The organism is Pseudomonas sp. 15C (genome assembly GCF_055484735.1).
In genome coordinates this window covers 1-14503 of sequence record NZ_JBUDGD010000032.1, presented here as the reverse complement: position 1 = coordinate 14503, position 14503 = coordinate 1, and the positions used below count along the sequence as shown (strand labels likewise).

General features: G+C 61.1%; 16 protein-coding genes. 6 read left to right on the top strand and 10 right to left on the bottom strand.

Annotation, left to right across the window (positions count from 1 at the left end; all coding sequences use genetic code 11):
* The first annotated feature begins 1 nt into the window (after position 1).
* The 6 genes from hemA (at position 2) to ACYYKW_RS16905 (ending at position 5360) form a co-directional block, all read left to right on the top strand.
* Positions 2 to 1288: a glutamyl-tRNA reductase gene (hemA, locus tag ACYYKW_RS16930; protein ID WP_093098369.1), complete on the top strand. Its 1287-nt coding sequence runs from the start codon at positions 2 to 4 to the stop codon at positions 1286 to 1288.
* A complete protein-coding gene (prfA, locus tag ACYYKW_RS16925; protein ID WP_464990609.1) occupies positions 1285 to 2367 on the top strand; it encodes a peptide chain release factor 1 in 1083 nt (360 codons plus the stop codon). Before hemA ends, prfA begins: the two co-directional genes overlap by 4 nt.
* The gene (gene prmC / locus ACYYKW_RS16920; RefSeq protein WP_090286237.1) at positions 2368 to 3198 is read left to right on the top strand and encodes a peptide chain release factor N(5)-glutamine methyltransferase; all 831 of its coding nucleotides are present in this window, start codon (positions 2368 to 2370) and stop codon (positions 3196 to 3198) included.
* On the top strand, positions 3192 to 3947 hold the full coding sequence (locus ACYYKW_RS16915) for a molybdopterin-synthase adenylyltransferase MoeB (protein WP_464990608.1): 756 nt from the start codon (positions 3192 to 3194) through the stop codon (positions 3945 to 3947). The genes prmC and ACYYKW_RS16915 overlap by 7 nt, the downstream gene beginning before the upstream one ends.
* Entirely contained in the window at positions 3940 to 4731 is a 792-nt protein-coding gene (gene murI / locus ACYYKW_RS16910; protein WP_464990607.1) for a glutamate racemase, read from the top strand. Before ACYYKW_RS16915 ends, murI begins: the two co-directional genes overlap by 8 nt.
* 110 nt (positions 4732 to 4841) lie before the next feature.
* A complete protein-coding gene (locus ACYYKW_RS16905; RefSeq protein ID WP_090286231.1) occupies positions 4842 to 5360 on the top strand; it encodes an acyloxyacyl hydrolase in 519 nt (172 codons plus the stop codon).
* 129 nt (positions 5361 to 5489) lie between these two features.
* Here ACYYKW_RS16905 and ACYYKW_RS16900 read toward each other — a convergent pair whose 3' ends face one another.
* Genes ACYYKW_RS16900 through ACYYKW_RS16855 form a run of 10 tightly spaced genes read right to left on the bottom strand, consistent with a single transcriptional unit; the run spans position 5490 to position 14204 of the window.
* A complete protein-coding gene (locus ACYYKW_RS16900; protein ID WP_090286229.1) occupies positions 5490 to 5795 on the bottom strand; it encodes a YkgJ family cysteine cluster protein in 306 nt (101 codons plus the stop codon).
* 52 nt (positions 5796 to 5847) lie between these two features.
* Positions 5848 to 6339: a DUF2878 domain-containing protein gene (locus ACYYKW_RS16895; protein ID WP_464990606.1), complete on the bottom strand. Its 492-nt coding sequence runs from the start codon at positions 6337 to 6339 to the stop codon at positions 5848 to 5850.
* Complete coding sequence (locus ACYYKW_RS16890; RefSeq protein ID WP_090286225.1) at positions 6332 to 7597, bottom strand: SAM-dependent methyltransferase; 1266 nt, start codon at positions 7595 to 7597, stop codon at positions 6332 to 6334. Before ACYYKW_RS16890 ends, ACYYKW_RS16895 begins: the two co-directional genes overlap by 8 nt.
* Positions 7584 to 8399 carry a DUF1365 domain-containing protein gene (locus tag ACYYKW_RS16885; protein ID WP_464990605.1) on the bottom strand — a complete coding sequence of 272 codons (816 nt, stop codon included), beginning with the start codon at positions 8397 to 8399 and terminating at the stop codon, positions 7584 to 7586. Before ACYYKW_RS16885 ends, ACYYKW_RS16890 begins: the two co-directional genes overlap by 14 nt.
* Complete coding sequence (locus ACYYKW_RS16880) at positions 8396 to 9643, bottom strand: NAD(P)/FAD-dependent oxidoreductase (RefSeq protein WP_464990604.1); 1248 nt, start codon at positions 9641 to 9643, stop codon at positions 8396 to 8398. The genes ACYYKW_RS16885 and ACYYKW_RS16880 overlap by 4 nt, the downstream gene beginning before the upstream one ends.
* The gene (locus tag ACYYKW_RS16875; protein ID WP_093098390.1) at positions 9640 to 10422 is read right to left on the bottom strand and encodes an SDR family NAD(P)-dependent oxidoreductase; all 783 of its coding nucleotides are present in this window, start codon (positions 10420 to 10422) and stop codon (positions 9640 to 9642) included. The genes ACYYKW_RS16880 and ACYYKW_RS16875 overlap by 4 nt, the downstream gene beginning before the upstream one ends.
* Positions 10419 to 10841, bottom strand: a complete 423-nt coding sequence (locus ACYYKW_RS16870; RefSeq protein WP_093098393.1) for a nuclear transport factor 2 family protein — start codon at positions 10839 to 10841, stop codon at positions 10419 to 10421. The genes ACYYKW_RS16875 and ACYYKW_RS16870 overlap by 4 nt, the downstream gene beginning before the upstream one ends.
* Positions 10834 to 12279, bottom strand: a complete 1446-nt coding sequence (gene phrB, locus ACYYKW_RS16865; protein WP_464990635.1) for a deoxyribodipyrimidine photo-lyase — start codon at positions 12277 to 12279, stop codon at positions 10834 to 10836. The genes ACYYKW_RS16870 and phrB overlap by 8 nt, the downstream gene beginning before the upstream one ends.
* 21 nt (positions 12280 to 12300) lie before the next feature.
* On the bottom strand, positions 12301 to 13242 hold the full coding sequence (locus tag ACYYKW_RS16860) for a MerR family transcriptional regulator (protein WP_464990603.1): 942 nt from the start codon (positions 13240 to 13242) through the stop codon (positions 12301 to 12303).
* Positions 13242 to 14204 carry a YbgA family protein gene (locus ACYYKW_RS16855; RefSeq protein ID WP_464990602.1) on the bottom strand — a complete coding sequence of 321 codons (963 nt, stop codon included), beginning with the start codon at positions 14202 to 14204 and terminating at the stop codon, positions 13242 to 13244. Before ACYYKW_RS16855 ends, ACYYKW_RS16860 begins: the two co-directional genes overlap by 1 nt.
* Between the last annotated feature and the right edge of the window lie 299 nt (positions 14205 to 14503).

Below are 14503 nucleotides of genomic sequence, written 5' to 3'. Positions count from 1 at the left end.
AATGGCCTTCCTTGCACTCGGTATCAACCACAAGACTGCTTCCGTAGACGTCCGCGAGCGCGTGGCCTTTACGCCAGAACAGCTGGTGGAGGCCTTGCAGCAGCTCTGCCGACTGACCGACAGCCGCGAAGCCGCGATCCTCTCCACCTGCAATCGCAGTGAACTTTATATAGAACAGGATCAGTTGTCGGCGGATATCGTGCTGCGCTGGCTGGCCGATTATCACAAGCTCAGTCTCGATGAGCTGCGCGCCAGTGCTTATGTGCATGAAGACGATGCGGCAGTTCGTCACATGATGCGCGTGGCCTCCGGGCTCGATTCGCTGGTTTTGGGCGAGCCGCAGATTCTCGGGCAGATGAAGTCGGCCTACGCCGTTGCCCGCGAGGCCGGCACCATCGGCCCGCTGCTGGGGCGGCTGTTTCAGGCCACCTTCAATGCCGCCAAGCAGGTGCGCACCGACACCGCGATCGGCGAAAACCCGGTGTCCGTGGCGTTTGCCGCGGTCAGCCTGGCCAAACAGATTTTCAGTGACTTGCAGCGCAGCCAGGCCTTGCTGATCGGCGCCGGCGAGACCATCACTCTGGTCGCCCGCCATCTGCACGAGCTGGGGGTCAAGCGCATCGTCGTCGCCAACCGTACGCTGGAGCGTGCCAGCCTGTTGGCTGAACAGTTCGGTGCCCACGCGGTGCTGCTGTCGGATATTCCGGCGGAGCTGGTGCGCAGCGATATCGTCATCAGCTCGACCGCCAGTCAGTTGCCAATCCTCGGCAAAGGCGCGGTCGAGAGTGCGCTGAAGCTGCGCAAGCACAAACCGATTTTCATGGTCGATATCGCGGTTCCCCGCGATATCGAGCCGGAAGTCGGCGAGTTGGACGACGTTTACCTGTACAGCGTCGATGACCTGCACGAAGTGGTCGCCGAAAACCTCAAGAGCCGCCAGGGCGCAGCGCAGGCGGCGGAAGAGATGGTTTCGGTCGGCGCCGACGATTTTATGGTGCGCCTGCGCGAACTGGCGGCAGTCGACGTGCTCAAGGCCTACCGTCAACAGAGCGAACGCCTGCGCGACGAAGAGCTGCAAAAGGCCCTGCGCCTGCTCGCTAACGGCGGCAATGCCGAAGATGTGCTCGGGCAATTGGCCCGTGGCCTGACCAACAAATTGCTGCATGCGCCCAGCGTGCAGCTGAAAAAGCTTTCTGCCGAAGGCCGCCTCGATGCGCTGGCCATGGCCCAGGAACTCTTTGCCCTTGAGGGCTCACCGGATAGTTTTTCGGATAAAAAACCGCAATGAAAGCGTCACTGCTCAACAAGCTGGACACCCTCCAGGACCGTTTCGAGGAACTGACCGCGCTGCTCGGCGACGCCGAGGTCATTTCCGATCAGACGAAGTTTCGCGCCTATTCCAAGGAATACGCCGAACTCGAGCCGGTCGTGCAGGCTTATAAAAAGCTGCTCGGCGTACAAAGCGATCTTGAAGGCGCACAGGCGCTGCTCAAGGACAACGACCCGGACATGCGCGAAATGGCCGTGGAAGAAGTCCGCGAAGCCAGGGAATCGCTGATTACCCTGGAATCCGACTTGCAGCGCATGCTACTGCCCAAAGATCCCAACGATGGCCGCAACGTGTTCCTCGAAATTCGCGCCGGCACCGGTGGCGACGAGGCGGCGATTTTCTCTGGCGACCTGTTCCGCATGTACTCGCGTTACGCCGAACGCCGTGGCTGGCGCGTGGAGATCCTCTCGGAAAACGAAGGCGAACACGGCGGCTATAAGGAAGTCATCGCGCGCATTGAAGGCGACAACGTTTACGGCAAGCTGAAATTCGAGTCCGGGGCGCACCGCGTACAGCGCGTACCGGCCACCGAATCCCAGGGCCGTATCCATACTTCTGCGTGCACCGTGGCGGTACTGCCAGAGCCGGACGAGCGCGAAGCCATCGAAATCAACCCGGCGGATTTGCGCGTCGACACGTACCGCTCCTCCGGCGCCGGTGGTCAGCACGTCAACACCACCGACTCGGCGATCCGCATCACCCACATACCGACCGGCACTGTGGTCGAGTGTCAGGAAGAACGTTCCCAGCACAAGAACCGTGCGCGGGCGATGGCGTGGCTGTCGGCCAAGCTCAACGATCAGCAAAACGCCGCGGCGGCCAACGCGATCGCCAGCGAGCGCAAATTGCTGGTCGGTTCCGGCGATCGTTCCGAGCGCATCCGCACCTACAACTATGCGCAGGGCCGGGTCACCGACCATCGCGTCAACCTGACCCTGTATTCGCTGGATGAAATTCTCGCCGGTGGCGTGGACGCGGTGATCGAACCGTTGCTGGCCGAATACCAGGCGGATCAGCTCGCGGCGATAGGTGAATAAATGACCATTATCGCCAGCCTGTTGCGCGCCGCCGAACTGCCAGATTCGCCGACGGCGCGTCTGGACGCCGAATTGCTCCTCGCCGCAGCGCTGGGCAAATCGCGCAGTTTTCTGCACACCTGGCCCGAGCGCATCGTCCCGAGCGAAGCGGCGCTGACCTTTGCCGAGTATCTGCAACGACGCCGTGGCGGCGAGCCGGTGGCCTACATTCTCGGCCAGCAGGGCTTCTGGAAACTCGATCTGGAAGTGGCACCGCACACGCTGATCCCGCGCCCCGACACTGAATTGCTGGTGGAAGCGGCGTTGGAACTGCTGCCCGCGACCCCGGCGAAAGTGCTCGACCTCGGCACCGGCAGCGGTGCCATCGCCTTGGCCCTGGCCAGCGAGCGCCCGGCGTGGCGAGTGACGGCGGTGGATCGCGTGCTCGAAGCCGTCGCGTTGGCCGAACGCAATCGCCAGCGCCTGCACTTGAACAACGCTACAGTGCTGAGCAGCCACTGGTTCAGTGCGCTGGCCGGTCAGCGTTTTCAGTTGATCATCAGCAACCCGCCGTACATCGCCGCCGCCGATCCGCATCTGGTCGAAGGCGATGTGCGCTTCGAGCCGGCCAGTGCGCTGGTCGCCGGTGAAGACGGTCTCGACGATCTGCGTTTGATCGTCGCTCAGGCGCCAGATCATCTCGAAGCCGGTGGCTGGCTGATGCTCGAACATGGCTATGATCAGGCCGAAGCCGTGCGCGATCTGCTGCTGACCCGCAGTTTTACCGAGGTTCACAGCCGCACCGATCTGGGCGGCCATCAACGCATCAGTCTGGGGCGCCTGCCGTGCTGAATGATCAGGAATTGCTGCGCTACAGCCGGCAGATTCTGCTGCAACACATCGACATCGACGGGCAACTGAAGCTCAAGGACAGTCGCGTATTGATTGTCGGCCTCGGCGGTCTCGGCGCACCGGTGGCGCTGTATCTGGCCGCTGCCGGTGTCGGTGCACTGCACCTGGCCGATTTCGACACCGTCGACCTGACCAACCTGCAACGGCAGATCATTCATGACACCGACAGTGTCGGCATGAGCAAGGTCGATTCGGCGCTCAAGCGCCTGGGTGCGATCAATCCCGAGATTCAGCTGATTGCCCACCGTCAGGCGCTCGACGAGAGTTCTCTGGCAGTCGCGGTGACGGCGGTGGATCTGGTCCTCGACTGTTCGGATAACTTTTCTACCCGTGAGGCCGTCAATGCGGCGTGCGTAGCGGCGGGTAAACCGCTGGTCAGCGGCGCGGCGATTCGCCTGGAAGGGCAGTTGTCTGTGTTCGACCCGCGGCGTGCCGAGAGCCCTTGTTATCACTGCCTGTACGGGCATGGCAGCGAAGCCGAATTGACCTGCAGCGAGGCGGGCGTGGTCGGGCCTCTGGTCGGTCTGGTTGGCAGCCTGCAAGCACTTGAAGCGCTGAAGATGCTGGTTGGTTTCGGCGAGCCGCTGGTAGGGCGCTTGCTACTGATCGATGCGCTCGGTTCGCGTTTCCGCGAATTGCGCGTCAAGCGCGATCCGGGTTGCAGTGTCTGTGGTTCGCGCCATGCGTGAAGCGCCGATCGGCGTGTTCGATTCCGGCGTCGGCGGCTTGTCGGTACTGGCTGAAATCCAGCGCTTGCTGCCCAATGAATCGCTGCTCTATGTTGGCGATTGCGGGCACATTCCCTACGGTGAAAAAACTCCGGAATTCATCCGCCAGCGCTGCAGCGCGATGGGCGGTTTTTTCCGCGAGCAGGGCGCCAAGGCCTTGGTGCTGGCTTGCAACACTGCAACCGTGGCCGGTGTGGCTGACTTGCGTCGAGACTTCCCGAACTGGCCGATTGTCGGCATGGAACCGGCGGTCAAACCTGCCGCCGCCGCGACCCGCAGCGGGGTGGTGGGCGTACTCGCCACCACGGGCACCTTGCAGAGCGCCAAGTTCGCCGCGCTGCTCGATCGCTTCGCTGCCGACGTGAAAGTCATCACCCAGCCGTGCCCGGGGCTGGTCGAGCTGATTGAAGACGGTGAGCTGCACAGCCCGCAATTGCGCGTGTTGCTGCAAGGTTACGTCGCGCCATTACTGGCTCAGGGCTGCGACACGATTATTCTCGGCTGTACGCATTATCCCTTCCTGAAGCCGCTGCTAAAGACGATGATCGGCGACGATATCAGCCTGATCGACACCGGCGCGGCGGTGGCCCGGCAACTGCAACGGTTGCTGGGTGAACGTGATCTGCTTGCCGCAGGACCATGCCAGCCTGTGAAGTTCTGGACCAGTGCCGATCCGCTGTCCTTCAGAAAAATCCTGCCGCTGCTGGGCCAATCCGCCGCAGATGTGCAAAACTTCGACTTGTAAAAAAAATGTGAAATAACTCGAAATAAGCTGAACTTCTGTTCGAGCGCAGATTTCTATAGCGACAGCAGCACTAAAAACCAAACGATCGTTCCGGAAAAGGAAGTTTCAAAGTGAAGCGACTATTCTGCTTGGCCGCGATTGCGGCCGCACTGATGGGGCAAAGCATTTCTGCACAAGCCGCTGGCGTTGAATTCGCCGTTGGCGGTACCAGCGATTCGACCATGACCTATCGCCTGGGCATGAATTTCGACTGGGACAAGAGCTGGCTGCAGAGCGACGTGGGTCGCCTGACCGGCTACTGGAGTGGCGCTTACACTTATTGGGAAGGTGACAAGACTTCCAGCAACAACAGCCTGTCGTTCTCGCCTGTTTTCGTTTATGAGTTTGCCGGCCAGTCGGTCAAACCGTACGTTGAAGCGGGTATCGGTGCGGCGTTTTTCTCTAACACCGAATACGAAGACAACAAAATCGGCGGTTCCTTCCAGTTCGAAGACCGCATCGGTTTCGGCCTGCGTTTCAATGGCGGGCATGAAGTCGGGATTCGTGCGACGCACTATTCCAACGCCGGTTTGTCCAGCGACAACGATGGTGTAGAGAGTTACGCACTGCATTACACGATGCCGCTGTAACCGCTACGCAGCTCCCCTTGCAGGAGTGAGCCTGCTCGCGATAGCGGAGTGTCAGTCAAACAATTTTCGGCTGACACTCCGCTATCGCGAGCAGGCTCACTCCTGCATTGGTTTGTGGTGTTTGAAAAATCAGCGGTAGGCCGTGGCGATGCCGCGCCGTTCCTCAATGCACTCCGGTGCACCCATTTCGAATTCGCGGCAGATCAGCGGGCGTTTTTCGTAGATCGTGCACATCATGCTGTCGCGATCCAGCGCTGCGCACCAGCCGTCGTCCAGACGCAGCATCACTTCGCCGCCCCACTCATCGGTATCGATAAAACGTTCAGGCACGCCCGTGTCGGTGATCAGCATGACTTCGAGCTGGCAACAGCAGGCTGCGCAGGTCGAGCAAGTGACCGCCGGTTCGGCGATTTGTTGATGAGGGATGGTTTTCATGGCGCCAGTGTAAGGCAGCTGTCGCTGTGCGTGTGAAAGCGCTGACAGACGCTCACTGCGCCAGGCGCCGGGCCATCGCGTGCAGCAGCGGAAACACCAGTGCCCAAAGCACACCGATGCCAATCAGTGTGGGCCAATCGCCGTAGGGAAATTGCACCCCGGCCAGGCGCCCTCCTGCGTAGTACGACAGGGCACCGCCGACGGCCCCCAGCGCGCTGGCCAGCCACCACGGCCGAGCACTCCATTGCAGACAATGGCGCAACGTTGTCGCGAGCAATGCCCAGAGCAACATCAGCCACAGCGGAATCAGCGGCGACTCGTCGCTGAACTCGAACACGCCCAACGCGCGCAGAACACTGTCCAGCGCCGTGCCGAAAATCACCACGCTGAGCACCAGCCGGCCCTCGGCCGCCCAACTGCTGAGCCAGCGCAGATGAATCACCAGCACCGCCAATGCCAGCAGCAACCACAGACTGTTGCCGCCCATCACGCAGGTCAGCCAGCCGAGCTGGAACAGTACCGCGTTGGCGACATTTTTAAGCATCGAAGCGTCCGAGCAGCGGCGCGGTGATCGCCGCCGGTTTTGCCAGCAGCAGTTGCGCCGTGCCAATCGCGCGCTCGAGGAAACCGCCCTCGCAGTAGCACAGATAGAACTCCCACAAACGCAGGAAATAATCGTCATAGCCCAGCTCGGTCAAACGACCGTGGGCCTGGCGAAAGTTTTCATGCCACAGGCGCAGGGTCCGCGCGTAGTGCAGGCCGAAATCTTCCATGTGCAGCAGGTTCATGTCGGTGTCGCGGCTGACCACATCAAGCATCTTCTGCACGCTGGGCAAGGCGCCGCCAGGGAAGATGTAGCGCTGGATGAAATCGACATTGCGGCACGCCTGTTCGTAGCGCTGTTCACGAATGGTGATGGCCTGGATCAGCATCAGCCCGTTGCTCTTGAGCAACTGCGCGCACTGCTTGAAGTAGGTCGGCAGGAAACGATGGCCGACCGCTTCGATCATCTCGATCGACACCAGTTTGTCGTACTGCCCGGTGAGGTCGCGATAGTCCTGCAACAGCAGCGTGACGCGATCTTGCAGGCCCAGTTGCTCGATGCGTTGCGCGGTGAATGCGTACTGCTCTTTCGACAGGGTCGTGGTGGTCACGCGGCAGCCGTAATGCTGCGCCGCATACAGCGCCATGCTGCCCCAACCGGTGCCGATCTCCAGCAAGTGATCGCCGGGTTGCAAAGCAAGCTTCTGGCAGATGCGCTGCAATTTGTTCAGTTGCGCCTGTTCGAGGCTGTCCTCGGGGCGCAGGAATTGCCCGGCCGAGTACATCATGGTCGGGTCAAGAAACTGCTCGAACAGGTCGTTGCCCAAATCGTAGTGCGCGGCGATGTTTTTCTGCGAGCCCTTGCGCGTGTTGCGATTGAGCCAGTGCAGGCCTTGCACCAACGGCCGACTGATACGCGCCAGGCCGCCCTCCATGGCATCGAGCACGTCGAGGTTGCTGACGAACACGCGCACCACTGCGGTCAGATCCGGCGAGCTCCAATAACCGTGAATGAACGCCTCGCCCGCGCCAATCGAACCGTTGCCGGCGACCATGCCCCAGAGTGCCGGATCGTTGACGTGGATTTCTCCCAGCAGCGTGCTGCCCGGAGTGCCGAACAGCAGGCGTTCGCCATCCTCGACCACCAGCAGTTGTCCGTGTTTAAGCAGGCTCAATTGGCGCAAGACGCCACGGCGCAACAGCGACCCGGTCAAACCGTTGGTGCTGAGCCAACCGGCCGACAGACTAGAGGATTTCATGGCGGTGCTCCTTGGGAGACACAGTGGCGGTTTGAAAGCTGCCGTCGGCAGTCTGGTGGGAGAAAATCGGCGCGCGCTTGAGCAAGAGGCGCAGCGCCTGCCAATAAATGGCCAATGCGGTTTTTGCGGTCATCCACGGGAAACGTCGCAGGTAACGATGCAGGCTTTGGCGATCGAGGCGTTCGCGTTGCAGGTTGAGCGTGGCGTCGAACAGTTTCTGTTCGCCCTGCCAGTCGGCCATGTGCACGCCGAGGTTTTGCGCGGCGGGGCTGAAGCTCATGCGGTATTCGAGATCGCGCGGCAAAAAGGGTGACACATGAAAAGCCTTGGCCACGGCGAAGTGCTGATGAAAATCGCCCAGGCTCAGCGGTGCGCGCGCCGGCAGCACATAGTGATAGCGCTCGCGCCACGGCGTGTTGGTCACTTCGCAGACAATCGCCGCCAGTTGCCCGTCCGCCTCATGGCAGTAAAAGAAACTCACCGGGTTGAACGACAAGCCCCAACTGCGCACCTGGGTCAGCAGGCAGATCGAACCTTGCGGCTCATGCCCGATGGCCGCGCCGACCTGTTGGCGCACCGCATCGATCAGGCGCATGCCCTGGCCGGTGAACGCCTTGAGGTAGTCGGTCTCGCGGAAGGAAAACGGCGCGAAGCGACTGCGCCCGGCCAGCGGCGACAGGGCAAGAACTGCGTCCTGCTCGCTCAGATCGAGATACAGCAAGCCGATGCGGTAGCGGAATTCATGGCGACGCGGCGAGAAGCGCCGGTGGCCGATCCAGCCGCTGTACAGGGCGCTGTTCACAGGGTTTCCCCGAACGCGGCGGCCACGCGCAAACCGCTGACCACACCGTCCTCGTGAAAACCGTTGGCCCAATAGGCGCCGCAATAATGCGTGTGCTGCGCGCCGTCCAGTTCGCCCCAGCGCTGCTGTGCCGCCACCGCGTTGAGGCTGAATTGCGGGTGCGCGTAGGTGTAACGGGCGAGCACCTTGTCCGTGCTGATGCCGGCGCTCTGATTGAGGCTCACGCAAAACGTGGTGTCGCTTTGAATGCCCTGGAGAATGTTCATGTCGTAGGTGACGGCGGCGTGCGTGTGGCCGGCGCCGCTGAGCCGGTAGTTCCAGCTCGCCCACGCCAGTTTGCGTGTCGGCAGCAGGCGCGTGTCGGTGTGCAGCACTACTTCATTGTCGGCGTAGGGCAGGGCGCCGAGGATCGCCCGTTCGGCATCGCTCGGTGTGGCCAGCAGTTTCAGTGCCTGATCGCTGTGACAGGCGAACACCACGCGGTCGAAGTGCTCGATGCCGGCCGGGCTATGGGTGACCACACCGTGGGTGTCGCGATCGACTCGAGTCACCGCACAGTTGGTGCGAATCCGTTCCTTGAACGAAGCGGTCAGCGGCGCGATGTAAGCGCTCGAGCCACCCTCGATGACTTGCCATTGCGGACGGTCGCTGATCGACAGCAGTCCATGATTCTTGAAAAAACGTACAAAGAACTGCAGCGGGAAGTTGAGCATTTCCGCCATCGACATCGACCAGATCGCCGAACCCATCGGCACGATGTAATGCAGGATGAAACGCTCACCGTAGCCGCCGGCCCTAAGGTATTCGTCCAGCGTAGTATCGGCGGCGATGCGCAGTTCGAGGAGGTCGCGCTGGGCTTCTTTGTTGAAGCGCAGAATGTCGCGCAACATGCCCCAGAACCCCGGCGACAACAGGTTGCTGCGCTGGGCAAAAAGACTGTTGAGGTTGTTGCCGTTGTATTCCAGGCCGGTGTCGGGATCGTTCACCGAGAAGCTCATCTCGGTCGGTTTGAACGCCACCCCGAGTTGCCCGAGCAAGCGGATGAAGTTCGGGTACGTCCAGTCGTTGAACACGATGAAACCGGTGTCCACCGCATAGTCACGCCCGTCGACAGTCACCGGCACGGTATGCGTGTGGCCGCCGACCCAGTCGCTGGCCTCGAACACCGTGATGTCGTGGCGGCGATTGAGCAGGTAGGCGCAGGTCAGCCCGGCGATGCCGCTGCCGATGATGGCGATTTTCATGTCGGGTCCGTCAATGGCGGAGATTTGCGCACCATGCGTTTGCCTATCGCCAGTTGCACACGCGACGGCAGCTTCGACAGCGGCCACAGCGCCGCCATGAACAGTGCCGGAAAGGCGATCTCCAGCGGCCGGTCCTTGAGCTTGGCGAAGATGTGTCGCGCGGCTTTGTCCACAGGCCAGCTCAGTGGCATGGGGAAATCGTTTTTCGCGGTCAGCGGCGTATCGACAAAGCCAGGGCTGACCACGGTAACTTCGATGCCTTCGTCGGCCAGATCGATGCGCAGCGATTCGAACAGATAACGCAAACCGGCCTTCGACGCGCCATAAGCTTCCGCCCTAGGCAGCGGCAGGTACGTCACTGAACTGGCCACGCCAACCAGATGCGGCGCGGTGCCTTTGCGCAGCAGGGGCAGGGCGGCTTCGATGCAGTAGCTGCTGGCGAGCAGATTGGTGCGCACCACGTGCTCGATGATCGATGAATCAAACTGTTTCGCGTCGACATATTCACAGGTGCCGGCGTTGAGGATCACCGAATCCAGCGAGCCCCAGTCTTGGGTAATCTGCTCGCCGATTTCGCGCACGGTCTGGCTGTTGGTCAGGTCGCCCGGCACCACCAGCACTTGTCCCGGATAGCGTTGCGACAAGACTTTCAGCGGCGCGATCTGCCGCGAGCTGACCGCCAGGTGCGCACCGGTTTTCAGAATTTCCTCAGCCAGTGCCGCGCCGATGCCACTGCTGGCACCGGTCAGCCAATAACGCCGTGGAGGTGTACGACTCATCCCATTCTCCTTTTTAGCCAGGCGATGACCCGGCCCAATACGGGTAAATGCTCATACAGCAGCGCCCCGGCATCGAAATAATCCCGATGGCGATAAACCTTGTCGTGCCACAGCAAATGCGAGCAGCCGCTGACGCGAATCACTTGCCCGCTCGCCAGACGCGGGTGGCGATAACTCATGACCCAGCGCAAGTAGCCTTCGCCGTCCGCGATCTGGTCGTAACCGTGAAAATCGAAGCGCAGCTCGCTAACGTTGGCGTACAGCTCGTTAAAGTAATCGCGCAATTGCTGCAAACCCTGCACTTCGTGCAGCGGGTCGGTGAAATGAATGTCGTGGCTGTACAGCTCGCCGAGGCGGTCCAGGTTGTCTTTGTTCAAGGTGGAAAATTGCCCGGCGAAGCGGTACAGGAACTCACTCATCATGGCCTCCGGCTGGCAGGCGCGACGGCAGGTTCTTGAACGCGGCCAGGGCACGCTCGCGCGAGGTGCTCAGATTGACGATCGGCGCCTGGTAATCCGCCACGCCGAACAAGCCGCCGAGTTTGGCCGGGTTGTGCACGTCTTTTTTGTTCAGACCGGCCAGCTCTGGCAGCCAGTGCTTGATGAACAGGCCTTCGCTGTCGAATTTCTCCGACTGGCTCAGCGGATTGAAAATCCGGAAGTACGGTGCCGAGTCGGTGCCGGTTGAGGAGCTCCACTGCCAGCCACCGTTGTTCGCCGCCAGATCGCCATCGATCAGATGACGCATGAAAAAGCGCTCGCCTTCGCGCCAGTCGATCAGCAGGTTCTTGGTCAGGAACATCGCCACGACCATGCGCAGACGATTGTGCATCCAGCCGGTTTCAAGCAATTGGCGCATCGCCGCGTCGATGATCGGCAGGCCGGTGCGCGCCTCTTGCCAGGCGGCCAGTTCGGCCGGCGCGTCACGCCAGGCCAGTGCTTCGGTTTCCGGGCGAAACGCGCGATGGCGCGAGACCCGCGGATAACCAACCAGAATGTGTTTGTAGAATTCGCGCCAGAGCAGCTCATTGATCCAGGTGACCGCGCCGACCTTGCCGCTTTCGAATTCGCCCTGATTGCTGTGCAGCGCGGCATGCAGGCACTGACGCGGGGAGATCACCCCGGCCGCCAGATAAGCTGAGAGCTGGCTGGTGCCGGGTTTCGCCGGGAAGTCACGCTCGCTCTGGTAATAGTCGATTTGCGCGTCGGTGAAGCTGTCGAGACGCCGGCGGGCTTCGTCTTCACCGGCCGGCCACAGCGCTTGCAGGGTTTGGCTCGGGGTGGCGAAACCGTTGATCGATGCGGGAATCGGATCGCTGCTGATGTGCAGCGCGGCTTGTTTGCCGGGTGCCTTGACCAGCGCCGGCAACGAGCGGTGCAGGCGTTCGTAACAGACCTTGCGAAACTGGCTGAACACCTGAAAGTACGTCTCGGTCCTGGTCAGCACGGTGCCGGGTTTGAACAGCAACTGATCGAGGTAGCTATGGAATTCGATGCCTGCGGCTTTCAGGGTTTGGCTAACGGCGGCATCGCGGCGACTTTCATGGACACCGTATTCCTCGTTGACGTGGACTGCCTGAATTCCGAGCTCCTTGCACAGTTTCAGCAGTTGCGCTGGCGCCTGATCCCAATGCGTCGCGGTGCGAATCAGCAGAGGAATATTCAGCGCGGCGAGGCTTTGGCTCAGGACAGTGAGGTTGCGCAACCAGAAATCGACCTTGCACGGCGCATCGTCATGTTCCTGCCATTGCTGTGGGCTCAGCAGGTACACGGCCACCGTCGGCCCGCGCGCAGCGGCGGCGGCCAGGGCAGTGTTGTCATGTAGGCGCAAGTCGCAGCGCAGCCAGATCAATTGCATGTCGGAACTCACCGCGTCCATTTAAATCAATCCACGCTGAACCAGTGCCTGGTGGGCCAGAAGCACGTCTTCTGCCAGGAGCACATCAGTCATGTCGGAGGTTTTTACGGACAACTCGGCGTGGTGGATGCATACCGTTGGTCCGACGATCATTTTCGGGCAGTCGATGCCATTGAGCAGCTTCGGCAACTGCCCAAGGTTCATGGCTTTGCTGGAATACAGCAGTACGCCACGGGCCTGCAGGTGTTCCACCGCCAGTGCCAGTTCGGCGGCGGGCAGCGGCCAGTCGAACACTTGCACCGGACAATCGGCACTGCTGATCAGCCAGGCGCATAGCCACAGATGTGGTTCCAGTGGCAGGTCGGAATGGTTGATCAACAACAGCGGCGCGCCGTGGAACTGGCGGTTGTTATGGTAGATGCGCGTGCCGAATTTGCTGCGCAGCCAGGAATAAAAGAACACCCGTTCCATCTGTGCGCCGAACTGGCCCTGCCAGCGCTGCTCCAGTTCTGTCAGCAGCGGCAGCAGCAGTTGCTCGCACAGGGTGCGCGGCGGGTACAACGCCATGGCCTGATTGATGCTGTCGTCGAGCAAGCGCTCGTTGAGTTGGGTGACGGCCGTCATCAGCGTCTGGTGTAGTTGCTGCCAGTCGTTCTCTACCGTTTCGCTGAACGCCTGTGGCGTGTCGAGCAACGGCTTGACCTGACTGACCGCGACGCCGCGGTTGAGCCAGGTGAGAATTGCCAGAATGCGCTGCACATGTTCAGCCGAATACAGGCGATGGCCCTTGGGCGTGCGCTGCGGCACGACCAGCCCGTAGCGGCGCTCCCAGGCGCGCAGGGTGATGGCGTTGACGCCGGTCTGCCGCGCCACTTCACGGATTGGCAGCCAGCCCTCGTCCAGGGCCTTTTTGAAGTCGGCGCCGAGATCTTCCTGGGCGCTGCTGTCGGTTTTTTCGTTCATTAGATAGCGTTTCGCAGACTGAGGTTTTCCGGGTGCGGTTGCAGGTAAACCTGCTGCGCAATGTACGGATCCGGATGGAGGCGAAAGTGATGCTTGAGCAGGGTCAGCGGCACCACCAGCGGCACGATGCCTCGGCGGTACTGGCCAATGACGTGCTGCATTTCTTTTTTGTCTTCGGCGCTCAGCGATTGTTTCAAATAACCGCTGATGTGCAGCAAGACATTGCAGTGGGTGCCACGGGTCGCGCATTTCTTCAGGGCGGCCATCAGCTCGCTGAAGTAGCGCGGGCCGAGTTCGGCCGGATCGCTGTCGGCCATGCTGCCCAGCAGTTTGCCGAGGGCTTTGTATTGCAGCGGGTTGTGCGCCATCAGCAGGTATTTGTAGCGCGAGTGGAATTCGGTCAGGACACGACGGCTCAGGCCTTGTGCAAGCACTTGTTGCCAGGCGCTGTAGGCGAGTACCCGGGTGATGAAGTTTTCGCGCAGCACCGGGTCGTTCAGGCGTCCGGCTTCTTCCACAGGCAGGTCAGGGTGCTCGGCGCAGAAGGCCTGGGCGTAAATGCCGCGACCGCCGCCGTTCACCGGGGCGCCGTTGGCGTGGTAGACCTTGACTCGCTCGAGGCCGCAGGACGGTGATTGCTGCATGAAGATGTAGCCGCAGAGGTCGTTGAGTTCGGCGGCCATCTGTTTGCCATATTCAGCCAGTGGGGCGGTGACGTTGATCGCCGGGTTTACGGTGCCGACGGCTTGTGGCTGTTCGGGGTCGCCGACCAGGCGGATCGGTTCGCGGGGGATGCCCATGCCGATGGCGACTTCGGGGCACAGCGGGGTGAAGTCGAAGTATTCGGTGAGGGTGCGGCTGCACAGGCGCGATTCCTTGTGTCCGCCGTTGTAGCGCACTTCGGCGCCGAGCAGGCAGGCGCTGATGGCGATTTTTGGCTTGGACGTGGGGGTAGCGGACATGGGCACCTCGCGATCTATACCTGTACAGAGGGTTTTGCCTGTACAACTTTTTGTCAGCATAGATGGGTTGATGTACAAGTCAAATAGTTTGTACAAGATTTATGGGTTGGAGGGTGGTTGTGGTTTTTCTTTGGGAGTGAGCTTGCGCGCGAAGGCGTCTCTTTGGGTACATATCCGTTGCTGCGGTAACGGCCACTTAAGGTTCCGCCCTTACGGCGGGTCACCTTTTTCAAACGCCAAAAAGGTAACCCAAAAGGCTTGCTCCTGCGTTCGGCCCTCGCAAGCTCGGGTCCCTTCGC